Raw genomic sequence first — 24,562 nt, forward strand, 5'->3', positions numbered from 1 at the left:
CGTGAGTGACACCCCATTCGGATTCGGCCTTCCGCCGGAGGAGCCGGAGGACGGCGACGGCAAGAAGAAGGACCCTGCCGGTGGTGGGCAGGGTTCCGGCGGTGATCCGTCCAACCCCTTCGCGGGGTTCGGCGCCGTGCCAGGCATGGGCGGGGCCGGGGGTGACAACCCCTTCGCCGCGATGTTCGGCGCGATGAATCCCAACGATCTCGGCGCCGCCTTCCAGCAGCTCGGCCAGATGCTGAGTTACGAGGGCGGTCCCGTGAACTGGGACATGGCCAAGGACATCGCCCGCCAGACCGTCGCGCAGGGCACGTCCGACGGCACCAAGGACTCCAGCGTGAGCCCGGCCGAGCGGTCCGCCGTCGAGGAGGCCGTGCGCCTCGCCGACCACTGGCTGGACGGCGTGACCTCGCTGCCCTCCGGGGCGACGACCTCCGTGGCGTGGAGCCGCGCGGAGTGGGTCGAGGCGACCCTGCCCGCGTGGCAGCAGCTGGTGGACCCGGTCGCGGAGCGCGTCGGCGCGGCCATGGGCGATGTGCTGCCCGAGGAGATGCAGGCCATGGCGGGCCCGCTGATCGGCATGATGCGGTCCATGGGCGGCGCCATGTTCGGCCAGCAGATCGGGCAGGCCATCGGCGTGCTGGCGGGCGAGGTGACCGGGTCCACGGACATCGGCCTGCCGCTCGGCCCGGCCGGCAAGGCCGCGCTGCTGCCGGTGAACATCGAGACGTTCGGCAAGGACCTGGGCGTCGACAAGGACGAGGTGCGGCTGTACCTGGCGCTGCGCGAGGCCGCCCACCAGCGGCTCTTCGCACATGTGCCGTGGTTGCGCTCGCACCTGTTCGGCGCGGTCGAGGGGTATGCCCGCGGGATCACCGTGGACACCTCGAAGCTGGAGGAGGCGGTCGGCGGGCTCGACCCGTCCAATCCCGAGCAGCTGCAGGAGGCGCTCCAGCAGGGCATGTTCCAGCCCGAGGAGACCCCGGCGCAGAAGGCCGCCCTGGCCCGCCTGGAGACGGCGCTCGCGCTCGTCGAGGGCTGGGTGGACGCGGTCGTCCACGAGGCTGCGAAGCCGCGTCTGACGTCCGCCGACGCCCTGCGCGAGACGCTGCGCAGGCGGCGCGCGTCGGGTGGCCCCGCCGAGCAGACCTTCGCGACGCTGGTGGGCATGCAGCTGCGTCCGCGCAGGCTGCGGGACGCCGCCCGGCTGTGGGCCTCGCTCACGGACGCACGCGGTCACGAGGGCCGGGACGGGCTGTGGGAGCACCCGGACATGCTGCCGACGGCACAGGACCTGGACGATCCGGACGGGTTCGTGCACCGCGAGCAGATGGACTTCTCCGAGCTGGACAAGATGCTCGGGGAGGCGGCGGGCGGCCCCTCCGGCGCGAAGCCCAGCCTTGAGAAGGACGACGAGGGCGGCGAAGGCGCTGCCGACGACAGCAAGGGTGACGGCGACAAGTGACCCTGCACGACGACGCGGTCCTCGTACTCAAGGGGTACGAGGACCAGACCGACCTGCGGCAGCAGTACCTGGATCACCTCGCGGCGCATCCGGACGGGATGTGGAAGGCCTGCACGGCCGGTCACCTCACGGCCAGCGCCCTGGTGGTCGACCCGGAGCGCGGCCGGGTGCTGCTGACGCTGCACAGGAAGCTGAAGATGTGGCTCCAGATGGGCGGTCACTGCGAGAGCGGTGACGTCTCGGTTGCGGACGCCGCGCTGCGGGAGGCCACCGAGGAGTCCGGCATCGAAGGTCTGACGCTGCTCCCGGGCGGCCCGGTGCGGCTGGACCGGCATCCGATCCCGGCCCCGTGCCACTGGCACTTGGACGTCCAGTACGCGGCGCTCGCCCCGCCCGGCGCGGTCGAGGCGATCAGCGACGAGTCGGACGACCTGCGCTGGTTCGGCTACGACGAGGTCGCGACGGTGGCCGACGAGTCGGTCGTACGACTGGTGAAGCGGGTCCGGGCGGCGTTGTGACCGACGGGGCGGCCTCGTTGGAGGCCGCCCCCCCTTCTCCAGGGGCGCGGGGAACTGCGCGACCGGCCACGGCGCACCCGGAGCTGGACAACGCGTCCCCCAGAGCTGGACAACGCGTCCCCTCCCCCCCGCTTCCCCCGCCGCGAGCGCGAGCGCTCAGCTCCAGGCGTTTCCCTGGTTCTGGCCGTGTGCGCCCTGCTGGCCGACGCCGTACTGCGCGGCCATGCCCTGGCCGATCACCGCGTTCTGCGGCGGCATGACCTCGCTGGGCTGGACCAGCACGATGCCCTGGCCGAGGAAGCTGAGCTCCCAGCCCTCACCCGTGTTGCCGCGCCTGCGCCGGATGCTGGAGGAGTGGGTCTGTGCCTGCATCTGCACCCGCAGCGACGCCGACCAGGCGACCACCGCGTCCGCGTCGGCGCTGATGTACCGGTCGGGTGTGACCTGCATCATCAGCGGCTGCCCCGAGGTCATCAGCGCCACCTTGCCGCGACCGGAGATGTTCATCTGGTACTTGCCGGAGCCGGAGATCCCGTACTGGCTGTCGACGGCGACGACCTCGGTGTGCAACGCCGAGTCCAGCGCCAGGACATAGCCGCTGTCGACGGTGAGGCCGGCCTGGTCGACGTCGACGACGTGGATGTACTGGGCAAGGTTGGCGAGGAAGACCGTGCCCTGCCCGGAGCAGCGCATCAGGTCCAGGCCCTCGCCCGTGTGCGCACGGGCAAGCTGTTGCTGCTGCGAGCGGTACTCGCCGTCGAACTCCATCAGTCCCTGGTAGGCGACCATGCTGCCCTTGCGGGCCAGGACGTCGTCGTGGCCGGTCAGGGCAACCCGCAGGAGCTGCGGGTTCTGGGCGGTGTAGCGCTCGGCCGACTGTTGTTCCGTATGGCCGAAAAGCGGGCTCTGCATGATGTTCCCCGTCCCCCTCAGTGCTTGATCCGCAGCCGGTCCGAGCTGTCCTCGCTGGGCTGTACGACGACGACGCCTTGGCCCGAGAAGGCCATCTGGTACGCCTCGCCGCTGCCCCTGCCGATCAGTGAGGACGCCTTGAAGCTGCGCTTGCCCTTCACCTTGAGGTTCGGGGACCACGCGATCAGCGCGTCCGGATCGACGTACGTCTCGTCCTCGCCGCTGCCGCAGTCCACGACGAGCGGGGTGCCACGCGAGGTGAGGGCGATCCAGCCGGTGCCGGAGACCTTCACGTTCCACAGCCCCTGGCCGGCGAACTTGGCGAGGCCCTTGACGCGCTCGACGCCCCACTGGAGGGTCGCGTCGAAGGCGAGCAGGTTGGTGCCGTTGACCGAGAGCGCGTCGTCGGTGAGGTTGATGACGACGACGTCCGCGCCGTAGTCGGCGAGGTAGAGCAGGCCGTCGCCGGCGCACTTCATCAGCGGGGCGCCCTCGCCGGTGATCCACTGCGAGGCGATCTGCCGCACGGCGGGCGGGTTGGGCTCGTACTGGACGAACCCTTCGTAGGCGACCATCGAGCCCGTACGCGCGTACAGGTCCTGGCCGGTGGCCATGGCGACCTTGAGCATGGACCGGCCGTGGTTCTCCATGCGGGCGGCGACGGGGGTCGGGGCGAAGCCCGCGAGCTGCTGGTTCATTCTTCGGGCTCCCTCAGACCTCGTACGGCTGGACGACGATGAAGTTTCCTGGCGCTCCGCGGAACTGCAGGTTCACGGTCTCGCCGCTGTGGCCGGGGAACGCCTGGCGGCGGAGCCTGACCTGGCTGGAGAGGATCACCTGGGACGCCGCCGACCAGGCGACGATCGCGTTGCTGTCGGCGAACGTGGTGGGCGTGACCGGCAGGACGACCGGGATGCCCTGGGTCTTCACCACGACGGTGCCGGTGCCGTGGAACAACATCGTGAAGAGCGCGCCGCCGGGGATGCCGTGGCCCTCGATGCGGCGAACCTCGTGCTGGAGCGTCTCGTCGAACGCGAGGACGTTCTCGGCGGAGACGCAGATGCCGTCGCCCTGGAGCTCGATGGGGTGCAGATGGGCGGCGTTCTCCGCGAAGAAGACCTGGCCCTGCCCGGTGCAGCGCATCAGCTGCATCTCCTGGCCGGTGGCGTTGCCGATGATGCGGCCCTTGAAACCGGCACCCTTGTAACTGAAGTCGACCTTGCCCTGGTACATCACCATGCTGCCCTGGCGGGCGAGGACGGGTGTGCCGTTGTTGCCGAGGTCGACCCGCATGAGCTGCTCGTTCTGCGGGGTCCAGCGCTGGCCGGTGGGTGTTTCGCGATACTTCTGCAGGGCGGCGCCGAGCCCGGGGGCGGTCTGCGGCGCACCCTGGGGAATCCCCTGCGGGGCGGCCGGGCCGGGCTGCCCGTACGGGTGGTGGTGCTGTCCGTACTGCTGCGGGGGCTGGTGTCCAGGCTGTTGGCCGTACTGCTGCGGCGGCTGTTGTCCGTACGGCCCGGGGGCGGCGGGTGCGACCGGTGGGTAGCCGTACTGGGCGCCTTGGCTCTGTCCCGGCACCTGGCCGTACTGCTGCGGCGCTTGCGGCTCCTGCGGGGCGTGCGGCGGCTGTCCGTACGGCTGTTGCGCGTGCAACGGCGCAGCGATCGTCTGCGCGGCGTGCACCGGCGGGACGTCGGGTGCGGGGGCCGGGTGCGCGGTGGTCTCGGCGCGCTGCTGGGGCACCGGCTGGGCGGGGCCGGGGCCGCCGGCCGGCGGGGCGAACCCGGGGACGGCGCCCTGCTGCGGCGCCGGCGCGCCGGGGGGCTCCGCCGCCGCCTCCTCCTCGACCTCGCCGCCGAAGTTCTTCAGCAGCGCTTCGAGACCGCCGTCGAAGCCCTGGCCGACCGCGGCGAAACGCCACACGTCCTTCAGGTAGAAGTCGCCGAGCATCACGGCACGCTCGGTGCTGAACTCGGCCCCGGTGAAGGAGTAGCGGACGACTTCCTCACCCCCGGCGACCACCCTGATGTAACCGGGAGACACCTGCGACATCTGTCCCGCGCCGTCGATCGTCGCGGTGAACGACAGCTTGTGGATGTGGGATGGGACGCGGTCCAGGGTGACTCGGAACGACTCCGTGTCACCGGCCTGCGCGCCCAGGAGCTGGATCGACTCCTCGGGTGACTTGGGCTGGTTGAAGAAGATGAAGTAGCGGTCGTCGGTCAGCTGCTCGTCCGCGTCGAGACCGAAGCAGCTGATGTCGAAGGACAGCCCGGGAGCGCCGATCTGTACGCCTACGTACAGATCCGTCCCCGCTGTGAGGTCACTGACTTTGGCCTTGTGGCCGCGCTGGAAGTCCCTGGCCATACGTAACGACCGTCCCCCGTCCCGGATGAATACTTCGCGTCAGGCTAACCGCAAACACTGACAGTGCGGCTGGCCGGTACACAGTCGGTACAGATCACCGCGGTGAGCGCTCAGCAACGGGGCCGGTGGTACGGAGCGTTACTCGCCGCGCGCCTTGGGGAGGTGCGGCAACCGGTCGGCGGCGACCACTCCTTCAAGGTAGCCGCGGGCCCGCTCGGTGCGCGGATACGCCTCCAGGAGCCGCCAGAAGGCCGCCCCGTGACCGGGCACCAGCAGATGGGCCAACTCGTGGAGGAGCACGTAGTCGATGACGTACTCGGGCATCCCCTGCAACCGGTGGGAGAGGCGGATGCTGCCCTCGGACGGCGTGCAGGAACCCCAGCGGGAGTTCTGGTTGGTCACCCAGCGCACGGACGCGGGCACCGCACGGCCTTCGAAGTACTGCGCGGAGAGCCGGCCGGCCCGCTCGCACAGGTCGTCGTCACCCAGGGTTCGTCTGCTCTCCTGGGCGGCGAGCTTGTCGAGCATCACGCTCACCCAGCGCTGCTCCTCCGCCTGCGACATCCGGGCGGGGATGAGCACGATGGTGCGGTCACCCTCGCGGTACGCGGAGACGGTGCGGCTGCGGCGGGCGCTTCTGCGCACCTCGACGGCGAGGCGGGGGGACGGGTCGACGGACACGCCCCGACGGTACCCGCTGCACGTGGCGGACGTCGTGCCTGTGCGGTGTTCCGGCCGGAACCGGCGCCGTGTCGGACTGGGGGCGTGTCGAGCTGAGGGGCGTGTCGGGCTGGGGCATGTCGGGCTGAGGGGTGTGTCGGGTCGGGGGCGTCGGGCCGGGGGGTGTGTCCGGGGGGGGGTGTGTCCCGGGGGGGTGTGTCCGGGGGGGTGTCGGGGCGGGCGTGGGCCCCACCGGTACGACTGGTGCGCGGCCCTGTGGACAACTTTCGGCACCGATTCGCGCCGGGTCCCATTCTGAGATCGGCACACAGAGCGACGGAGCGACTGCCCGGCAGGCGGTCGACGGCGGAGAGGGAAGGGGCGGCTCATGTATCCGAGGGTGAAGCCCGCGTTGCGCCGGGCCTGGCGGGACCGGCAGAGCGTGCAGTTCGGGGTGACCTCCGCGCACGCGGTCCTGGTGGGGCCGGTGGACACGGCGACCGGCAGCATGATCGAGCTGCTGGACGGGACGCGCGGCATGCCGCTGCTGCGGACGGAGGCCAGGGCGATGGGGCTGCCGGAAGGTCAGGTGGACAACCTGGTCACCCGGCTGACGGCGGCGGGGCTGATCGACGACGTGACAGCGGGAGGGCCCGGGGCGAATTCCCTGCTGGAGCGGCCGGGAGAGCTGGACCGGCTGCGGCCGGACCTGGCCTCGATGACGGTGGTGCATCCGGAGCCTGGCGGTGGAGCGCGGCGGCTGGCGGCGCGTCGGGCGGCCCGGGTCCAGGTGCGCGGGGCGGGGCGGGTCGGCGCGCATGTCGCCTCGCTGCTGTCGGCTTCCGGGGTGGGGCGGGTGGAGGTGCTGGACGGGGGCTGCGTGGAGCCGTGGGACGTGGCGCCGGGTGGGCTGCCCGCCGGGTCCGTCGGTGCGCGGCGGGACATCGCGGCACGTCGGGCGGTGCGTGGGGCGGCGCCCGGCCGGCCGCCGCAGGACCGGCCGGGCGAGAGGGGAGAGCCCGCGGCCGAACCGGGGTTGTCGCTGGTCGTGGTGACGCCCAGGGACGGCCTCGACGCCTATGCTCCCGATCCCGCGACCGGTGAGGACTGGATCAGGACCGGGGTCCCACATCTGTACGCGGGGGTGGTGGAGGCGACGGGGGTGGTGGGCCCGTTGGTACTGCCGGGCGGGAGCGCCTGCGCCGGGTGCATGGAGCGCGCTCGCGCGGAGCTCGACCCGGGGTGGCCCCGGATGCTGGCGCAGTGGCGCTCGGGGCGGCGGGCAGCCGTGCCGGCCTGCGACATCGCGTTGGCTGCAGCCGTGGCCGGGCTGACCGCGGCTCATGCGCTGGCCTTCCTGGACGGCGAGCTGCCGTCCAGCACGGGGGCTCGCTGGGAGGTCGCGCTGCCACTCCTGGACTGGCGCTCCCAGTCGCTGCCCGCGCACCACGAGTGTGCCTGCGGTGCAGGTGGGGGCGGGGACGGGGACACCGCCTCGGGAGAGTTGAAGGCGCACGACACAATGGCCGGGTAGGCGCCGTCGAAAGGGCACTGGGTAGGGCACTGTCAGCAGGGTTCGCGCGGCGCGGCTGTCTGGGAACTGGAGGGGCGCATGTCTGATCTTCCCCGGAAGGCGGTAACTCGTACCGCCAAGCTGGCCGCGTTGCCACTGGGCTTCGCCGGCCGGACCGCCTGGGGTCTCGGCAAACGGATCGGCGGGAAGTCCGCCGAGATCGTCGGGCGGGAACTGCAACAACGCACGGCGGAGCAGCTCTTTCGCGTGCTGGGCGAGTTGAAGGGCGGCGCGATGAAGTTCGGACAGGCGCTGTCCGTCTTCGAGTCCGCACTGCCGGAGGAGATCGCCGGGCCGTACCGCGCGGCGCTGACCAAGCTCCAGGAGGCGGCTCCCCCAATGCCGGTGAGCACCGTGCACGGGGTGCTGGTGGAGCGGCTGGGCGAGGACTGGCGGGAGCTGTTCCAGGAGTTCGAGGACAAACCGGCGGCCGCCGCGTCGATCGGCCAGGTGCACCGGGCGGTGTGGCACGACGGGCGCGAGGTGGCCGTCAAGGTGCAGTACCCGGGAGCCGGCGAGGCCCTGCTCTCGGACCTCAACCAACTGGGCAGGTTCGCCAAGCTGTTGGGGCCGCTCATCCCGGGGATGGACATCAAACCCCTGATCACGGAGCTCCGCGACCGGGTGTCGGAGGAGCTGGACTACGAGTTGGAGGCACGGGCCCAGCGCGAGCACGCGACGGAGTTCGCGGACGATCCCGACGTGGTGGTGCCCGAGGTGGTGCACCAGTGCGACCAGGTGCTGGTCACCGAGTGGATGGACGGGATACCGCTGTCCGAGGTGATCACGGACGGGACGCAGTCGGAGCGGGACCGGGCAGGTCAGTTGCTGGCCAGGTTCCTGTTCTCGGGTCCGGCCCGCACGGGACTGCTGCACGCGGACCCGCACCCGGGCAACTTCCGGCTGCTGCCTGCGGACCCGGGCGGGCCGAAGGACGCTCCCTGGCGGCTGGGGGTGCTGGACTTCGGGACCGTGGACCGGCTGCCCGGTGGGCTTCCGGAGACGATAGGCGAGGCGTTGCGGACGACGCTGGAGGGCGACGCCGACGCGGTGTACGGCATGTTGCGCCGGGAGGGGTTCGTCAAGGAGGACATCGACCTCGACCCGGGGGCGGTACTGGAATACCTGGTGCCGATCATCGAACCGGCCGCGGCCGAGGAGTTCACCTTCACCCGTGGCTGGCTGCGGCAGCAGGCGGGGCGGATCGCCGATGTCCGTTCCCCGGCACACCAGTTGGGCAAGCAGTTGAATCTGCCGCCGTCCTACCTGCTGATCCACCGGGTCACGCTGAGCACCATCGGGGTGCTCTGTCAGTTGGGGGCGACGGTGCGGCTGCGGGACGAGCTGGAGGAGTGGCTTCCCGGCTTCCTCCCCGAGGTGTCTCCCGAGGGGACTCCTCAGGGGACTCCCGAGGCGGGCCCCGAGGGCGCAGAGGCTCCCCCGGAGCAGGCGGAGGGGACGGCGGGTCGGGCCGGCGCGGAGTAGGACCCGTCCGTGGTCCTGCTGGGCCGGGAGGGTGCGGCGGGGCGGGGTCTCACCATCGGGAGGGGTCGAGGCGGCCCTCGATCGCCCTGAGATGGGCGCGGGCGCAGTCGACGCAGAAGTAGCGTCGGCTGCCGTTCTCGACGGAGCAGGTCCAGGTCGGCGGGGCGCCGCCCGGGGCGGGGGTGCCGCAGAGTGCGCACACGGCGTTCCCCTCGCCGGGTGCGGAGGGCGGCTGCGCGGGGCTGGAGTTCTGAGGATCCACCTGGCGACGGTACCCGCCCACCGGGCGCGAAACCCCGCCCACCGCGAAGCCCTGCCCACCGCGAAAGAAAGCCCGGTGGGGCCGGTCCTCGCGGACCGGCCCCACGGTGTGGTGGTTCTGGTGCTCGTCGTGCAGGTCCTCGTACCAGCGGGTGCTCGTACGGTGTACCGGAGGCGGTCGGTCAGTGCATGACCGCCATGGCCAGCGCGCGGCGGGCACGGAGCGACACGCGCTCCGCACGCCGCTGCATGCGCCGGGCGGCGACCAGGCGGACGGCCTGGCGTTCCGCGTCGGCTTCCCGCCGACGCTCCTGCATATGGGCACGAGCCATGGCTTCTGGGATGAGTTGCATCTCGCGGGTCCTGTTCTGACGCGAGGCGTTCGCGCCGATGGTGCTTGCGGTGGATGTTGCGGAGCCGGACGGCTCGTACGTGGTGGGGGTCATCGGGTCCTGCTTCTGGGGATCGTGCGTGTGGGGGCGGTCAATGGGTCCTGTGCCGGTGATGTTCATGCTGCGACCGGGTTCTTGCGCGGACGACCGCGCGGACGCTTGCGGGCGACGACGACGCCCTGGACGAAGAGCTCGCCACCCCAGACGCCCCAGGGCTCGCGGCGCTCCTTGGCCCCGGCGAGGCAGGCCTCGACCAGCGGGCAGGTGCGGCAGAGCGCCTTGGCGTACTCGACATCGGCCGGGGACTCGGCGAAGAAGACCTCCGGGTCGTACGAACGGCAGGGGACGGGCACGCCGAGGTCCTCGATGGCGTCGTCGAGCGCGGTGAGCGCGGTGAGCGCGGTGAGGGGGGTCAAGGTCGGGTCCTCCGTGGAGCCGGGCGGCGGGAGCGGGTGGGAAGTCGGTACGGACGGGGCGTGCGTGTCGAGTTGCACGGTGGTGGGTTCCTCGTCTTTTCGTTCCGGCCTGTTGGCCGGGTGCTGGCTGGTACCGGTTGCTGCTTGGTCCCGAGGCCCCTTCGCCCTGTCGTTCCGGTTCGGGAAAAACAGAAGGGCCGCGGATCCCGGGTGGGGTTCCGCGGCCCTGAAGGCGCCGGCCTGATCGTCGATCAGGCTGGATCACTCCAGGGTTCGAGCCCACGGAAGGCCCACATCATGTGGTGGTGCTGCTGCGTCGTCTTCGATCCGGCACCGGTCGCCGCAAACGCATAGGCCTTCGCCTGTGCCTTCGCTACTGCTGCTTCCGGTGCCTCGGTCGGTCGCTCATTACGCTCCCGGACGGGAAGGCCCACCAGGGCGGCCGGGCTGACGGCAGAGATGCCGGACAGACCGGTGGCGCGCAGCGAGGCGGAGGCGACACGCAGGGAAGCGACCGCAGCGACCGAAGAGCCGAGAGAGCAGGTGGAGACGACCGAGTGATCGGTGGTTTTGGTGGAGTTGATGGAGCTGGTCACTGGAATCGCCTCCTCTCGGCGTCTAAGGGGTCGTGGCCGGAGCCACGACACGCGTATTCGGATAAGTACAGCACGAAAACAGGGCTTCAGAGAAGAGCCGCTGTTCCCGTGGTTAAGAACCTATGGGGCTCCCGGGGAGTAGCGCAAACTATTTTCTCGACGAGTTTCGCTCAGTCTTCGGCCGCACCCTCGCCGAGCTCCTGACCTGCGCAGAGGGCCAGTACATCGGTTCCGTACAGCCGTAGCTTGCGGGCGCCGACCCCGGCGATCCTGGCCAGCTCGCCCTCGGCCTCCGGCCTGGCCTCGGCGATGGCCATGAGGGTCTTGTCGGTGAAGACGCAGTACCCGGGCTGCCCGAGCCTCCCGGCCTGGATCTCGCGCCAGTCGTGCAGCCGCTCGTACAGCCCCTCGTCCATGTCGGAGGGGCAGTCCTCGCAGCGCATCAGCTTCATCTCGCCGCCTTCGATCAAGGTCTTCCCGCACACCCGGCAGCGGATCGGGCCCCGGAAGGCGCGCACGGCGGTGCCGGGCGCCGCCGCACCCGCGGCCGGTCCGCCGCCCGTGGCCGTCCGGGGCGCCCGGTTCCCGGAACCGGGACGCAGTCCCTTCAGGAAGCGGCTGGCGGTACGGGAGGGACGGCCGCCGGGCGAGCGGGCGAGCCCCCAGGAGAGGCTGAGGTGCACCCTGGCCCGGGTGACGCCGACGTACAGCAGGCGGCGCTCCTCCTCCACCTGCTCGTCGGTCTTCGCGTACGTGATCGGCAGCATGCCGTCGGTGAGGCCGACCAGGAACACCGCGTCCCACTCCAGGCCCTTCGCCGCGTGCAGCGAGGCGAGGGTGACGCCCTGGACGGTGGGGGCGTGCTGGGCTGCCTTCCGCTCCTCCAGTTCCTTGACCAGATCGGCCAGGCCGGCTGCCGGGGCGGACCTGGCGAAGTCCTCGGCCAGGCGCACCAGCGCGGCGAGCGACTCCCAGCGGTCCCGGACCGCGCCCGACCCGGCGGGCGGGGTCGGTTTCCAGCCGCTGCCGCTGAGCACCGCGCGGACCTGGGCGGGCAGCCCGGCGACCCCGTCGAGCAGTGCGTCGTTGTTCCCGAAGCGGGCCGCGCTGCGCAGCGCCGTGATCGCCTCGCTCACCTCGGGCCGCTCGAAGAAACGCTCGGCCCCGCGCAGCTGGTAGGGCACCCCGGCGTCGGCGAGCGCCTGCTCGTACACCTCGGACTGGGCGTTGATGCGGTAGAGCACGGCGATCTCACCGGCCGGGACGCCGGCCGCGATCAGGTCGCGGATGCGGCGGGCGGTGCCCTCGGCCTCGGCGGGCTCGTCGCCGTACTCGCGGAAGGCCGGGGCGGGGCCCGGGTCGCGCTGCGAGATCAGCTCCAGGCGGTGGTCGGCCGCGCGGCCGGTGGCCGGGGCCAGGACTCCGTTGGCCAGGTGGACGACCTGGGGGGTGGAGCGGTAGTCGCGGACCAGCTTGACGACGGTCGCCTCAGGGTGACGGGTGCGGAAGTTCAGCAGGTGGTCGGGGGTGGCGCCGGTGAAGGAGTAGATGGTCTGGTTGGCGTCGCCGACCACGCAGAGGCTGTCGCGGTCGCCGAGCCACAGGTCGAGCAGCCGCTGCTGGAGCGGGCTGACGTCCTGGTACTCGTCGACGACGAAGTGCTGGTACTGGCGGCGGAACTCGTCGGCGATGAGGTGCTGGTCCTGCAGGATGCCGACGGTGAGCAGCAGCACGTCCTCGAAGTCGATGACCGAGCGTTCGCGCTTGAGCTGCTCGTACATCGCGTAGACCTGGCTGATTTCGGCCGGGGAGCGGGGGGCCTCGCGATGTGCCTTGGCGATCTCGGCGGGGTAGTCCCCCGGGACGATCTGGGTGACCTTGGCCCACTCGATCTCGGCCGTCAGGTCGCGCAGCTCGCCCCGGTCCAGGCGGATGCCGAGATGTCCGGCCGCTTCGGAGACCAGCGCCACCTTGCGTTCGATCAGTCGGGGCAGGTCGCCGCCGACCGCCTTGGGCCAGAAGTAGCGGAGCTGGCGCAGGGCCGCGGCGTGGAAGGTGCGGACCTGGACGCCGCCCGCGCCGAGCTGGCGGAGCCGGCCGCGCATCTCACCGGCGGCGCGGACGGTGAAGGTCACCGCCAGCATGCTGTTCGGCTCATAGGTGCCCAGTCGCACTCCGTAGGCGATCCGGTGGGTGATCGCCCGGGTCTTCCCGGTCCCGGCTCCGGCGAGGACGCACACGGGGCCGTGCAGGGCGGTCGCGACCTCGCGCTGCTCGGGGTCGAGCCCGTCGAGCACCGCGTCGGCCGTCTCCGGTACCTGCGGGAAAAGGGAGGAGTGCGTTGCTGATGTCACCCTGCCATGCTGCCAGGTCGCAAGGGGCGGGTGCGGCGGTTGTCCACAGGGGGTGGGTAGTGGTCGTACTAATACGGGAATGGTGGGCGCCTCGCGTACGTTCGAGTCACTGGGAGTACGGATCCAGTACGGATTACCGAGCGCAGGTACGCCCGGCGCAGGACCACCAGCGCCGGATCACCCAGCGCCGGATCATTGAGCGACGCAGAGGAGCGAGAAGGACATGTCGGGCACCGTGACGATGTACAGCACCACGTGGTGCGGCTACTGCCGCAGGCTCAAGGGCCAGATGGACCGCGAAGGCATCGCGTACAACGAGGTCAACATCGAGCACGACGCCGACTCGGCCGCGTTCGTGGAGAAGGCGAACGGCGGCAACCAGACCGTTCCGACCCTGCTCGTGGTGTCCCAGTCGGGCACCGAGTCGGTCATGACCAACCCGTCGTTGGCGCAGGTCAAGCAGGCACTGGCCGCGGCCTGACCGCTGCTTGAGTGGGGCGTGACCGCGGCCTGACCGCTGTTTGACTGGGGCGTGACCGCGGCCTGACCGCGGCCTGACCGCCCGAGCGTCCACGCAGAGAACCGCCGCCCGGCACAGCATGCCGGGCGGCGGTTCTCTGCGTGGCGGGGGCAGGTGCGCCCCGGGTGCCGAAGGGTCAGGACGCGCGGCCGGGCTTCGGCAGCGGTTCGCCGTACCAGAGCTCGATGAGGCGGGCCGCGATCGAGATGCCGTACGGCGGGAGCACCTCGCCGGACTCGAAGGCGGCGGCGAGGTCCTCGCGGGAGAACCAGCGGGCCTCCTCGATCTCCTCGCCGTCCACGTCGATCTCGAAACCGGTGGCGCGGGCCATGAAGCCGAGCATCAGGCTGGACGGGAAGGGCCACGGCTGGCTGGCGACGTACTCGACCTCGCCGACCACGACACCGGCCTCCTCGAAGACCTCGCGGGCCACCGACTGCTCGATGGACTCGCCGGGCTCGACGAATCCCGCCAGCGTCGAGAAGCGGCCCTCGGGCCAGTGCACCTGACGGCCGAGGAGGGCACGGTCCTGGTCGTCGGTGACCAGCATGATCACGGCAGGGTCGGTGCGCGGGTAGTGCTCGGCCCCGCAGGCCTGGCAGCGCCTGATGTGACCGGCGGCGGCGATCACCGTGCGCTCCCCGCAGCGCGAGCAGAAGCGGTGCAGCCGCTGCCAGTTCTCCAGGGCCACCGCGTGCACCATGAGCCCGGCGTCCCGGGGGGAGAGCAGCAGACCGGCCTCGCGCAGACCGGCCGCGCGGGCGGACTGGTCCATGCGGCCCGGGAGGGAGTCCTTCTGGAGGGCGAAGTAGCTGACGCCGTCGTCGTCGGTGCCCAGGAAGTAGCGGTGGGTCTCGGTGACGGGGGCCTCGAAGGCCGGGGTCATGACCAGTTCGGTGCCGCCGTCGGGGGTGTCGTCGACCAGCGCCTGACCGCCGGAGACGACGAAGACGCGGGTCGAGGGGTGGCTCCAGGCGGCGGCCAGCCAGGCCTCGTCCATGCGGTGGTGCGCGGCGCGGTCGATGCCGCTGGCGGCGGCAAGGGTAAGCGGCCGGCCGGAGGCCGCGAGGGCGCCCGCGGCGGACATGTCCGTGGTGCGGGTGGCACCGGACGTGCCGGCGGTACCGGACGTGTCCGTGGGGCCGGACCTGCTCTTGGGGCTGGTGACGTCGTTGTCGGTGCTGGTGCTCACAGGTGCTTCCAACTCCCCCGGGTAAATCGGGATTCTGTTCTGCTCAGCGGTGGTCCTGCTCAGCGGTGATTCTGCTCGGCCGTGATTCTGCGGCCGTGATTCTGCTCGGCCGAGATTCGGCCGTGATTCTGCTCTGCAGCGGCGGTTTGCTCTGCCCGGTGGAGGTTCGGCCCCGCCGGGCGGTGGTGGAAGGCGGCTCAGTGGTGATGAAGGGCGGGTCAGGGTGATGGCGGCCGGCTCAGCGGGGATGGGCGGCGAGGTCGCCCCACAGGTAGGCGGTGGTCTCGACGCCCTTGAGCAGCAGGTCCAGCTCGACCTTCTCGTTGGGCGCGTGCCAGCCGTCGGACGGGACGGAGATGCCCAGGAAGAGGACGGGGGCGCCGAGGACGTCCTGGAGATCGGCCGCCGGGCCCGAGCCGCCTTCGCGCGTGAAGCGCACCGGCTGCTCGAAGGCACGGCCCATGGCCCGTACGACCGACTGCAGGGCGGGGTGGTCGAGCGGCGTCAGACAGGGGCGGGTGGCCGCGCCGAAGGTGATGTCGTACCGGATGCCGGCCGGGACGCGGGTGGCGAGCCAGTCCCGTACTGCCTGCTCGATCTTTTCGGGGTCCTGGCCGGCGACGAGGCGGAACGAGAGCTTCAGTTCCGCGGACGAGGGGACGATCGTCTTCCCGCCGGGGCCCTGGTAGCCACCGCCGATCCCGTTGACCTCGGCGGTGGGGCGGGCCCAGACGCGTTCGAGCGTGGAGTAGCCGCTCTCGCCGTGGGTGGCGTACGACTTGGCGGTGCTCAGCCACTGCGCCTCGTCGAAGGGGAGCTCGGCGAAGAGAGCGCGCTCCTGCTCGGTCAGCGGGACGATCCCGTCGTAGAAGCCGGGGACGGTGACGCGGCCGTCCTCGTCGTGCAGGGCGGCCACCACGCGGGCGGCGACGGTCGCCGGGTTGGGCACCGCCCCGCCGAAGGAGCCGGAGTGGATGTCCTGGTCGGGTCCGCGGAAGGTGATCTCGCAGTCGGCGACGCCGCGCATCCCGGTGCAGACGGTCGGGGTGTCCTCGGACCACATGCCGGTGTCGGAGACGATCACGGCGTCGGCGGCGAGACGCTCCCGGCGCTCCTCGACGAGGGCCCGGAAGTGCGGCGAGCCCGACTCCTCCTCGCCCTCGACCAGCAGCTTGAGGTTGACCGCGGGGGCGGTGCGGCCGGTGGCGGCGAGGTGGGCGCGCACGCCGAGCGTGTGGAAGAACACCTGGCCCTTGTCGTCTGCAGCGCCCCGCCCGTACATCCGGCCGTCGATCGTCGTCGGCTCGAAGGGCTCCGTGTGCCAGCCGTCCTCGCGGGCGGCGGGCTGCACGTCGTGGTGTCCGTAGACCAGGACCGTGGGGGCGTCCGGGTCGCCGGACGGCCACTCGGCGAAGACCGCGGGGCAGCCGTCGGTGGGCCAGACCTCGGCGGTCGGGAAGCCGGTCTCCTTGAGCTTCGCCACCAGCCACTCGGCGCTGCGCCGTACGTCCTCGGCGTGCTCGGGCTGTGCCGAGACGGAGGGGATGCGCAGCCACTCGGCCAGGTCGGCGAGGAAGGCGGCGCGGTGCTCCTCGATGTACGTACGGACGGCGCTGTCCGGGGTGTCGCTCATGACCTTGAGCCTAACTCTCCGGCGGAGGTGCGGCGTCCGGTGCCCAGGTCGCGGGCTCGCCGTCCGGGACCTCGCCGGAGAGGATGCGTTCCAGCTCGGGGCGGCCGGGGAGGCGGGCAGGGCGGACGACCTCGCCGCTCCGTACGTACAGGAATGTGGCCAGAACCTCATCGGGGCGCAGTCCGTGCAGCTCCGCCCAGGCGAGCCGGTAGATGGCCAGCTGGAGGGGGTCGGCGGCGCGGGTCCTGCTGGTCTTCCAGTCGACGATCTCGTACTCACCGGTGGTCTCGTCGCGGTACACGGCGTCGATTCGGCCGCGGATCACGCGGCCCGCGAGGCTGAGGTGGAACGGGGTCTCGGTGCGGTACGGGGTGCGGCGGGCGTACGTGGTGCGCTCGAAGGCCTCCTTGAGGGCGGCCAGGTCGCGCTCGTCGGCGATCTCGGCGTCGTCCTCGTCGCCGCCGGGCAGCTCGTCGGGGCCGAGCATGGGCAGCGGCAGCTCCTCGAAGCGGGACTCCACCCAGGCGTGGAAGCGGGTGCCGCGGCGGGCGGCGGGCTGCGGCGGCCTGGGCATGGGGCGGGCCAGCTCCTGGGCGAAGCCGTCGGGGTCGGCGGCCAGGCGCATCAGCTGGGTGGCGGAGAGGGCGGCAGGGACGGGGACCTCGCGGGTGGTGGCACGGGAGCGGCGCAACTCGTCGGCGAGGGCGTCGAGGTCCCGGTCCCAGGAGTCGACGGCGCGGGACTCCTCGGGAGTCAGGGGCGCGAGAGACACCGGGGCTTCGTCCGGGCTCGGGGGCACGTGCGGGCTCGGGGACACGTGCGGGACCGAACCCGCGCCCGCGCCCGGGTCCGGGTCCGCGCCCGGGTCCGGGTCCGGGTCCGGGTCCGGGTGCGAGCGAGGGGCCGGGACCGAGTCGGAGCGGGCGGCGTACGGGTGCGGGCGGGCCGGGACGGACTGGCCGGCCGCGGGGCGGGCGTGGGGGGTGTCGTACTGGGCGCCGCGGTCGGAGGTGTCGTGCTGGGGGGTGCCGGGATCGGTTCTCTCGTGCTGGGCGGCGTCCGGGTCGGAGCTCTCGTGCTGGGCGGCGTCCGGGTCGGAGCTGTCGTGCTGGGCGGCGTCCGGGTCGGAGCTGTCGTGCTGGGCGGCGTCCGGGTCGGAGCTGTCGTGCTGGGAGGCGTCTGGGTCGGGGCTGTCGTGCTGGGACGCGTCCGGGTCCGGGCGTCGCGTCGCGAGTGCGTCCCAGTCCGTGAGGTCCAGCGGTTCGTCCGGTGCGTCGGGCCATGCCTCGGCCGCCTCGGGGTGGCCGGGGTCCTCCGGGGCCTCCTGCGGGATCCAGTCGTCCCATGCCGCCGGCTCCGGTACGGGAGGGGGCTGCGGGGTCTCCCGGAGTGCGTCCAGGTGGGCGCGGACCGTGGCTGCCGCGTGGCGGCGGCGGCTCAGGGCCTCGTCGTCGAGCGGGAGCGGCCACGCGCGGTCGGTGTCCGGCTCCTGGAGGGCGGGGTTCTCCTCGTCCTCCGCCGGCCGGTCCGCCCACACCTCAATCTCGCCGAAGCCCGCCACGCAGTGCTCGTACAGCGCGGTCAGGAAGTCGGAGGGGCCGCGCGGCTTCTTCTGGGAAGGGCCCCACCAGTGGCCCGAACCGAGCAGCAGGCTGCGGGGGCGGGTGAACGTGACGTACCCGAGCCGGAGTTCCTCGGTGTGCTGGTGGTCCTTCATCAGGTCCTTGAACCGCTTCATGCCCTTGGCGTCCCACTCCGTCACGTCCGGGAGGGTCTGCGCGTCGCCGCGCAGGGCGTGCGGGAGGACCTTGGCCTGGGAGGTCCAGGAGTCTCGGGTCTGCTCGCTGGGGAAGGTGCCCTTGACCAGTCCGGGAGCGGCGACGACGTCCCACTCCAGGCCCTTGGCCTTGTGCGCGGTGAGGACCTTGACGGTGTTCTCCCCGCCGGGCAGGGCGTTGTCCATGCCCTTCTCGTACTGGGCGGCCGTGCGCAGGAAGCCGAGGAAGGCGAGCAGGGTGGCCTCGCCGTCCAGCGAGGCGAAGCCGGCCGCCGTGTCGAGGAAGTTGTTGAGTGTTTCGCGGCGGCGGGCCGCCAGTGCCTGCGGGGAGGCGGAGAGCTCGACCTCCAGCCCTGTGGTGTGCAGGACGCGGTGCAGCACGTCCATGAGGGGGTCGGCGAGGGAGCGGCGCAGGTCGCGCAGTTCCAGGGCGAGGTGGGCGAAACGCACCCGGGCCTCCGCCGAGAACGGCAGTCCGTCGTCCGCCTCCCCCGCGGATTCCAGGAAGGTGTCGAGGGCGTCCGCGAGCGATATCACCTCGGACGGGTCGACCCCCTCGACGGCCTCCGCCAGCCGCCGGTCCGGATCGTCGTCGGCGGCGCTCCCCCGGTGGACGAGCAGGCGCGCGCGGCGGCCGAGGAGAGCCAGGTCCCGGGGCCCGATGCGCCACCGGGGGCCGGTCAGCAGGCGTACGAGAGAGGCGTTGGCTCCCGGGTCCTGGAGGACCTCGCAGACCGCGACGAGGTCCGCCACCTCGGGCAGGTGCAGCAGCCCGGACAGCCCGACCACCTCGACGGGGACGTCCCGGGCGACGAGCGCCGCCTGGATGGCGGGGAAGTCGCCCGCGGTACGGCACAGGACCGCGATGTCCTGGGGTTCCTTGCCGGTGCGCACGAGGTGGGCGAGGGAGTCGGCGATCCAGTCGATCTCCTCCTCGTGCGTACGCAGCAGGGCGCAGCGGACGATGCCGTCGCGCTCCGCGCCGGGGGCGGGGCGCAGTGCCTCGACGCCTTGGTGCATGGCGCGCAGCGGGGCGGCGAGGCCGTTGGCGAGGTCGAGCAGCCGGCCGCCGCTGCGGCGGTTCTCGCTGAGCGAGTAGCGGCCGGCCGGCCGGCCGTCCTCGTACGCGAAGTGCTCGGGGAAGTCGTCGAGGTTGGCGACGGAGGCGCCGCGCCAGCCGTAGATCGCCTGGCAGGGGTCGCCGACCGCGGTCACCGGGTGGCCGGTGCCGCCGCCGAACAGTCCGGACAGCAGCAGCCGCTGGGCGACCGAGGTGTCCTGGTACTCGTCGAGCAGGACGACCCGGAACTCGCCGCGCAGCGCCGCGCCCACCTCGGGCAGGGCGGCGAGCCGTGCGGACAGCGCGATCTGGTCACCGAAGTCCAGGAGGTCGCGGCCGCTCTTCTGCTCCCGGTAACGGACGGTCAGCTCCAGCAGTTCCCGGCGGGCCTCGGCCGTCTCGGGGACCTTGCGCAGGTCGGCGTTGGAGAGCTTGGCGCCCTCCAGAATGCGCAGCAGTTCCGTGTCGTACGTCCGCAGGGCGCGCGGGGTGACGAGGTGCTCGGCGAGCTCCGCGTCCAGTGCCAGGACGTCACTGACCAGGGTGGCGAAGGACCGGGTGAGGGAGGGGTACGGGCCGGGGGCCTCGCGCAGGACGCGGGCGGCGAGCTGGAAGCGGGTGGCGTCGGCGAGCAGACGGGCGGAGGGTTCGAGGCCGATGCGCAGCCCGTGGTCGGTGAGGAGCTGTCCGGCGAAGGCGTGGTAGGTGGAGATGCGCGGTTCGCCCGGGGGGTTGTCCGGGTCGATGGCGTCGGGGTCGGTGACGCCGGCGCCGATCAGCGCCTTGCGGACGCGCTCGGCCAGCTCGCCCGCCGCCTTGTTGGTGAAGGTGAGGCCGAGGACCTGCTCGGGTGCGACCTGGCCGGTGCCCACCAGCCACACCACCCGGGCAGCCATCACCGTCGTCTTGCCCGACCCGGCCCCGGCCACGATGACCTGCGGGGCGGTGGGTGCCGTGATGCACGCCAGCTGCTCCGGGGTGAACGGGATGCCGAGGAGCTGCTTGAGCTGCTCGGCGTCGGTGAGGGTGGTGGTCACCTCGAAGAGGCTAGCCGGGACCACTGACAACGCCGACCACAACCGGCGTGACCTGCGGTGACGGTCATTCCACCACGTGCTTTCCCTCCGGCAGGGCGCTGCACGACGCCCGGAACGCGCAGTGCGCGCACTGCTGGCCGGTGCTGGGTGCGAACCGCTCGTCGAGGACCCTACCCGCGGCCGTGGCCAGCAGGTCGCCGACCCACTCCCCCGCGAGCGGCTCCTGCGCCTGGATCTTCGGCAGGTCCTCGCCGCCGTCCTTCTTGGCCGCGGGCTGCCGCAGCTGGACGAGCTCCGCGCCGCCGGGTTCCGGGCGCACCCCGCCGAAGACCTCGTCGACGGCTCCCTCCCGGACGGCCAGCTGGTAGACCGCGAGCTGCGGGTGGTGGGCCACCTCGTCACGGGTCGGGGCGGCCTTGCCGGTCTTGAAGTCGACGACGTACGCCCGGCCCTGCGCGTCGGTCTCGACGCGGTCCATGGAACCGCGGATGCGCACCTCGTAGTCGCCGCCCGCCTCAAGGGTGACGTCGAAGCCGTGCTCGGTGGCCACGGCGGTGCGCCCGCCGCGGTCCGTGACGTGCCACTGCAGGAAGCGCTCCAGCGCCACGCGCGCGTGCTCCTTCTCCTGCCGGGACTTCCAGGGCGCGTCGAAGGCGAGGGCGTCCCAGACGGAGTCGAGCCGCTCCATCAGGACGCCCAGGTCGGCGGGCGTGCGGCCGGAGGCGACCTCGTCGGCGAGCACGTGGACGACGTTGCCGAAACCCTGGGCGGCGGTGGCGGGCGCGTCCGCCTTGACCTCGCGTCCCAGGAACCACTGGAGGGAGCAGGTGTTGGCGAGCTGGTCGAGGGCGCTGCCGGACAGGGCGACCGGCTGGTCGCGGTCGCGCAGCGGCACGGCGCTGTGCGTCGGCTCGTACAGCCCCCACCAGCGGTCCGGATGGGCGGCGGGCACCATCGGCCGGCCGTCCTCGTCACTGAGCGCGGCCAGCGCCGCGAGCCTGCGGGCCGCCGCGTCGCGCAGTGCGGCGGAAGCCTCCGGGTCGACGGTGGTGGCGCGCAGTTCGGCGACGAGCGCGGAGACGGCGAGCGGCCGGCGGGGTCTGCCGGTGACGTCGCGGGGCTCGACGCCGAGCTCGGTGAGGAAGCGGGAGGGCTGGTCGCCGTCGTCGGCGGGGGCCTTCACCGCGGTGACGACGAGGCGTTCACGCGCGCGCGTGGCGGCGACGTAGAACAGCCGGCGCTCCTCGGCGAGGAGGGCGCCGGGGGTGAGGGGCTCGGCGAGCCCGTCACGGCCGATCCGGTCCGCCTCCAGGAGGGAGCCGCGGCGGCGCAGGTCGGGCCAGAGCCCTTCCTGCACCCCGGTCACGACGACCAGCCGCCACTCCAGGCCCTTGGCGCGGTGGGCGGTCATCAGCCGTACCGCCTCGGTCCTGACGGTGCGCCTGCTGAGGGTGTCGGCGGCGATGTCCTGGGCGTCGAGCTCCTCCAGGAAGTTGAGGGCGCCGCGCCCTCCTGAGCGCTCCTCGGCGCGGGCCGCGGTGTCGAACAGGGCGCATATGGCGTCCAGGTCGCGGTCGGCGTTGCGCCCGGCGGGGCCGCCGCGCAGGGCGGCCCGCTCCAGGCGGCGGGTCCAGGTGCTGCTGCCCGCCCACAGCTCCCACAGCGCCTCCTCGGCGGTGCCGCCGCCTGCCAGGAGTTCGCGTGCCTTGCGCAGCAGGGCGCCCAGGCGCTGCGCCCCGCGCGCGTACGCGGGGTCGTGCGCGACGAGCCGTTCGGGCTCGGCGAGCGCACGCGCGAGGAGGACGTCGGACGGCGGCGGCACCTTGCTGCCCGCGGCGCGCTCCTCGTCCCGCAGGGCGCGCCCGAGCCGGCGCAGGTCGGCGGCGTCCATGCCGCCGAGCGGGGAGGCGAGGAGCTCGACGGCGGTCTCGGTGCCGAGCCAGACGGGTACGCGCACAGGGCCCGCACCGTCACGCCCAGGGACGTCACCACCACCCTGCTCGCCGTCACGCCCAGGGGCGTCACCACCACCCGACGCGCCGTCACGCTCAAGGATGTCGCCACCACCCTGCGCGCCGTCACCCCCAGGGGCATCCTGCGCGCCGTCACGCTCGCCGCCCGCGTCCGCGGGCGCCTGCTCCGTCGTGAACGGGGTCCGTGGCGCGCGCTCCAGTGCCGCCTGCGCCACCGCCCGCAGCGCGGTCAGCAGCGGGGTGACCGCGGGCTCGTGCCGCAGCGGCAGGTCGTCGCCGTCGATCTCCAGGGGCACCCCGGCCGCGGTCAGCGCGCGCCGCACCGAGGGAATCGTCCGGCCGCCCGCGCGCACGAGCACCGCCATCTCGCTCCACGGCACCCCGTCCTCCAGGTGTGCCCGGCGCAGGATGTCCGCGACGTTGTCCAGCTCGGTGCCCGCGGTCGGATACGTGTAGACCTCGGTCCTGCCGCCGTCCCGGACCGGCGCCAGGTCCCGGTGGGCCCGCACGGCCTCGGCCGGCAGCCTGCCCAGCGGCATCCGCCGGGTGAGCAGCCTGGTCGCGGCGAGCAGCCCCGCGCCGGAGCGGCGCGAGGTGGTGAGGACCTCGACGCGGGCGGGGCCGCCGTCCGCGGTGCGGAAGGTCTGCGGGAAGTCGAGGATGCCGCCGACGTCCGCGCCCCGGAAGGCGTAGATCGACTGGTCGGGATCGCCGAACGCCACCAGCGTGCGCCCCTGCCCGGCCAGCGCGTGCAGCAGCCGCACCTGGGCGGGGTCGGTGTCCTGGTACTCGTCGACGAAGACGGCGTCGTACGCGGCGGCGAGCCGTCCGGTCGCTGCCTCGCGCTCGGCCAGCAGTACCGCGCGATGCACCAGTTCCGCGTAGTCCAGGACGCCCTGGAGGTCCAGGACGTCGAGGTACTCGGCGAGGAAGGTCGCCGCCGCCTGCCAGTCGGGGCGGCCGGTGCGCCGCGCGAAGTCCCGCAGGGCGCCGGGGCCGAGCCCCAGCTCACGGCTGCGGGCCAGCACCGCGCGGACCTCGTCGGCGAAGCCGCGGGTGGTGAGGCAGGCCCGCAACTCGTCGGGCCAGCTGACATGTGCCAGACCGGCCTTCTCCAGGTCGATCTCGCCGGCGAGCAGTTCCCGTACGGCCACGTCCTGCTCGGGTCCCGAGAGCAGCCGCAGCGGCTCGCTGAACAGGTCGCTGTCCTGGTGGGCGCGGACCAGCGCGTAGCAGAACGAGTGGAAGGTGGTGGCCTGCGGCGCCTGCCGGGCGCCGAGCCGCAGCGCCATCCGGTCGCGCAGTTCGACGGCCGCCTTGCGGCTGAAGGTCAGCACGAGGATCCGCTCGGGCTTCGCCCCCGCCGCCACCCTGGCCGCCACCGCCTCGACGAGGGTCGTCGTCTTGCCCGTGCCGGGGCCCGCGAGGACGAGCAGGGGTCCCTTCCCGTGGTCAACCACCGCGCGCTGCTGTGCGTCAAGCAAGGGGGGCTCCACCCGGCCAGGCGCCGTCCGGACCAGCCGGTACGCGCCCGGGACCTGCCGCCGTGCCCGCGGTTGCGGCCGGTAGGGCTGTGTCCGGTGCGTCCGGGAGGTTCCGGTGGAGCCCGAGGGGTCCGAGGAGAGGGAGGTGCTCACGTGGGTCGCCGGTCCTGGTGGGTGGTGTGCTGGTCTGCCTTGCGGCTGCGGGGAGCGTCTGTGGGGTGGGCAAACGCACCGTACGGGGCCGCTGTGCCGTGTGCGGCGGACGTAGTGCGTGCTCCCGACGCTACGCCAGTGGACACCGGGGACGCAGCGGCTCCGCCTCCCCCGCCCCCGTACCGGTGTTCGTCGTCCCCCTGCGCACCTCGTACTCCGTACGGTCCCAGGAGTGCCCCTGCGCGCGTGACATGGCGGAAGCTTGGTGGTGTGAGCCGTACGACCCGACGCGCCCCGGCCGGTGCCTGTGCCTCAGGAGCCGTCCCCGCGGCCGTTCCCCGGAGCCTCGCGCCCGTCCCACCTGGCGCGCTTCATGTCGAGGCGCGGCAGGTGCCCCTCGGCGGTGCGCGGGGCGGTGCGCAGCGGAGTGCCCTCGTCCCGGTACCGCGCCATGGCGCGCAGCTCGTGGCCCGGCAGCAGCAGGCCGTCCGCCCGGACGACGCGCCACCAGGGCACCGCGCCCCCGTACAGCGCCATCACCCGGCCGACCTGCCGGGGCCCGCCGTCGGCCAGCCACTCCGCCACGTCCCCGTACGTCATCACCCGGCCGGGCGGGATCCGTTCCGCGACCGCCAGGACACGTTCCGCGTACTCCGGGAGCTCGTCGCTCACGGCAGGGTCGTCGCTCATCCGGCCCATCCTGCCGCATGCCACCGACAGGACACCGGGGC

Annotated in this window: 20 protein-coding genes; 5 read left to right on the top strand and 15 right to left on the bottom strand. The window is 72.7% G+C overall.

Annotated elements, in window-relative coordinates; genetic code table 11:
• Position 1: 1 nt before the first annotated feature.
• Positions 2-1,468: a zinc-dependent metalloprotease gene (locus tag ACIQM4_RS06200; protein ID WP_401586740.1), complete on the top strand. Its 1,467-nt coding sequence runs from the start codon at positions 2-4 to the stop codon at positions 1,466-1,468.
• Positions 1,465-1,986: an NUDIX hydrolase gene (locus tag ACIQM4_RS06205; protein WP_401586743.1), complete on the top strand. Its 522-nt coding sequence runs from the start codon at positions 1,465-1,467 to the stop codon at positions 1,984-1,986. Before ACIQM4_RS06200 ends, ACIQM4_RS06205 begins: the two co-directional genes overlap by 4 nt.
• Before the next feature lie 156 nt (positions 1,987-2,142).
• Here the strand turns inward: ACIQM4_RS06205 and ACIQM4_RS06210 are convergent, their stop codons facing one another.
• From ACIQM4_RS06210 to ACIQM4_RS06225, 4 genes are all read right to left on the bottom strand, one after another.
• A complete protein-coding gene (locus ACIQM4_RS06210) occupies positions 2,143-2,898 on the bottom strand; it encodes an AIM24 family protein (RefSeq protein ID WP_401586745.1) in 756 nt (251 codons plus the stop codon).
• A gap of 17 nt (positions 2,899-2,915) precedes the next feature.
• The gene (locus tag ACIQM4_RS06215) at positions 2,916-3,596 is read right to left on the bottom strand and encodes an AIM24 family protein (RefSeq protein WP_401586748.1); all 681 of its coding nucleotides are present in this window, start codon (positions 3,594-3,596) and stop codon (positions 2,916-2,918) included.
• Positions 3,597-3,609: 13 nt separating this feature from the next.
• Entirely contained in the window at positions 3,610-5,265 is a 1,656-nt protein-coding gene (locus ACIQM4_RS06220) for a TerD family protein (RefSeq protein WP_401586751.1), read from the bottom strand.
• 138 nt (positions 5,266-5,403) lie between these two features.
• On the bottom strand, positions 5,404-5,946 hold the full coding sequence (locus ACIQM4_RS06225) for a M48 family metallopeptidase (RefSeq protein ID WP_401586754.1): 543 nt from the start codon (positions 5,944-5,946) through the stop codon (positions 5,404-5,406).
• A 367-nt stretch (positions 5,947-6,313) separates the two neighbouring features.
• On the opposite strand from ACIQM4_RS06225, the gene ACIQM4_RS06230 reads away from it, so the two are divergent.
• A complete protein-coding gene (locus ACIQM4_RS06230) occupies positions 6,314-7,459 on the top strand; it encodes a ThiF family adenylyltransferase (protein ID WP_401586757.1) in 1,146 nt (381 codons plus the stop codon).
• Positions 7,460-7,537: 78 nt separating this feature from the next.
• Positions 7,538-8,983, top strand: a complete 1,446-nt coding sequence (locus ACIQM4_RS06235) for an ABC1 kinase family protein (RefSeq protein WP_401586760.1) — start codon at positions 7,538-7,540, stop codon at positions 8,981-8,983.
• A gap of 49 nt (positions 8,984-9,032) precedes the next feature.
• Here the strand turns inward: ACIQM4_RS06235 and ACIQM4_RS06240 are convergent, their stop codons facing one another.
• The 5 genes from ACIQM4_RS06240 to ACIQM4_RS06260 form a co-directional block, all read right to left on the bottom strand.
• Positions 9,033-9,245, bottom strand: a complete 213-nt coding sequence (locus ACIQM4_RS06240; protein ID WP_401586762.1) for a hypothetical protein — start codon at positions 9,243-9,245, stop codon at positions 9,033-9,035.
• Between the two features lie 181 nt (positions 9,246-9,426).
• Positions 9,427-9,756 (bottom strand): hypothetical protein, encoded by a 330-nt coding sequence (locus ACIQM4_RS06245; protein WP_401586765.1) that lies wholly within the window; start codon positions 9,754-9,756, stop codon positions 9,427-9,429.
• Entirely contained in the window at positions 9,753-10,130 is a 378-nt protein-coding gene (locus ACIQM4_RS06250) for a WhiB family transcriptional regulator (RefSeq protein ID WP_401586768.1), read from the bottom strand. The genes ACIQM4_RS06245 and ACIQM4_RS06250 overlap by 4 nt, the downstream gene beginning before the upstream one ends.
• A gap of 173 nt (positions 10,131-10,303) precedes the next feature.
• Positions 10,304-10,648, bottom strand: a complete 345-nt coding sequence (locus tag ACIQM4_RS06255; protein WP_401586771.1) for a hypothetical protein — start codon at positions 10,646-10,648, stop codon at positions 10,304-10,306.
• Between the two features lie 170 nt (positions 10,649-10,818).
• Entirely contained in the window at positions 10,819-13,002 is a 2,184-nt protein-coding gene (locus tag ACIQM4_RS06260; RefSeq protein WP_401586774.1) for an ATP-dependent DNA helicase UvrD2, read from the bottom strand.
• Positions 13,003-13,225: 223 nt separating this feature from the next.
• On the opposite strand from ACIQM4_RS06260, the gene ACIQM4_RS06265 reads away from it, so the two are divergent.
• Complete coding sequence (locus tag ACIQM4_RS06265; protein ID WP_401586776.1) at positions 13,226-13,483, top strand: glutaredoxin domain-containing protein; 258 nt, start codon at positions 13,226-13,228, stop codon at positions 13,481-13,483.
• 175 nt (positions 13,484-13,658) lie between these two features.
• Here ACIQM4_RS06265 and nudC read toward each other — a convergent pair whose 3' ends face one another.
• The 6 genes from nudC to ACIQM4_RS06295 form a co-directional block, all read right to left on the bottom strand.
• On the bottom strand, positions 13,659-14,609 hold the full coding sequence (gene nudC / locus ACIQM4_RS06270) for an NAD(+) diphosphatase (protein ID WP_401588132.1): 951 nt from the start codon (positions 14,607-14,609) through the stop codon (positions 13,659-13,661).
• A 343-nt stretch (positions 14,610-14,952) separates the two neighbouring features.
• The gene (locus tag ACIQM4_RS06275; protein ID WP_401586779.1) at positions 14,953-16,347 is read right to left on the bottom strand and encodes a dipeptidase; all 1,395 of its coding nucleotides are present in this window, start codon (positions 16,345-16,347) and stop codon (positions 14,953-14,955) included.
• Between the two features lie 10 nt (positions 16,348-16,357).
• Positions 16,358-20,221 (bottom strand): UvrD-helicase domain-containing protein, encoded by a 3,864-nt coding sequence (locus tag ACIQM4_RS06280; protein WP_401586781.1) that lies wholly within the window; start codon positions 20,219-20,221, stop codon positions 16,358-16,360.
• A gap of 64 nt (positions 20,222-20,285) precedes the next feature.
• Positions 20,286-23,714 carry an ATP-dependent helicase gene (locus ACIQM4_RS06285; protein ID WP_401588134.1) on the bottom strand — a complete coding sequence of 1,143 codons (3,429 nt, stop codon included), beginning with the start codon at positions 23,712-23,714 and terminating at the stop codon, positions 20,286-20,288.
• Positions 23,715-23,961: 247 nt separating this feature from the next.
• Positions 23,962-24,084: a hypothetical protein gene (locus ACIQM4_RS06290; protein ID WP_401586783.1), complete on the bottom strand. Its 123-nt coding sequence runs from the start codon at positions 24,082-24,084 to the stop codon at positions 23,962-23,964.
• Between the two features lie 59 nt (positions 24,085-24,143).
• Entirely contained in the window at positions 24,144-24,530 is a 387-nt protein-coding gene (locus tag ACIQM4_RS06295) for an MGMT family protein (protein ID WP_401588137.1), read from the bottom strand.
• Positions 24,531-24,562: the final 32 nt, after the last annotated feature.

The sequence above is a fragment of the Streptomyces sp. NPDC091272 genome, assembly GCF_044757485.1.
Lineage (GTDB): Bacteria > Actinomycetota > Actinomycetes > Streptomycetales > Streptomycetaceae > Streptomyces.

Coding starts and splice junctions, on each gene's coding strand:
- ACIQM4_RS06265 (WP_401586776.1), top strand. CDS start 13,226: ATGTCGGGCACCGTGACGATGTACAGCACCACGTGGTGCGGCTACTGC.
- ACIQM4_RS06210 (WP_401586745.1), bottom strand. CDS start 2,898: ATGCAGAGCCCGCTTTTCGGCCATACGGAACAACAGTCGGCCGAGCGC.
- ACIQM4_RS06275 (WP_401586779.1), bottom strand. CDS start 16,347: ATGAGCGACACCCCGGACAGCGCCGTCCGTACGTACATCGAGGAGCAC.
- ACIQM4_RS06235 (WP_401586760.1), top strand. CDS start 7,538: ATGTCTGATCTTCCCCGGAAGGCGGTAACTCGTACCGCCAAGCTGGCC.
- ACIQM4_RS06295 (WP_401588137.1), bottom strand. CDS start 24,530: ATGGGCCGGATGAGCGACGACCCTGCCGTGAGCGACGAGCTCCCGGAG.
- ACIQM4_RS06245 (WP_401586765.1), bottom strand. CDS start 9,756: ATGAACATCACCGGCACAGGACCCATTGACCGCCCCCACACGCACGAT.
- ACIQM4_RS06215 (WP_401586748.1), bottom strand. CDS start 3,596: ATGAACCAGCAGCTCGCGGGCTTCGCCCCGACCCCCGTCGCCGCCCGC.
- ACIQM4_RS06290 (WP_401586783.1), bottom strand. CDS start 24,084: ATGTCACGCGCGCAGGGGCACTCCTGGGACCGTACGGAGTACGAGGTG.
- nudC (WP_401588132.1), bottom strand. CDS start 14,609: ATGTCCGCCGCGGGCGCCCTCGCGGCCTCCGGCCGGCCGCTTACCCTT.
- ACIQM4_RS06230 (WP_401586757.1), top strand. CDS start 6,314: ATGTATCCGAGGGTGAAGCCCGCGTTGCGCCGGGCCTGGCGGGACCGG.
- ACIQM4_RS06220 (WP_401586751.1), bottom strand. CDS start 5,265: ATGGCCAGGGACTTCCAGCGCGGCCACAAGGCCAAAGTCAGTGACCTC.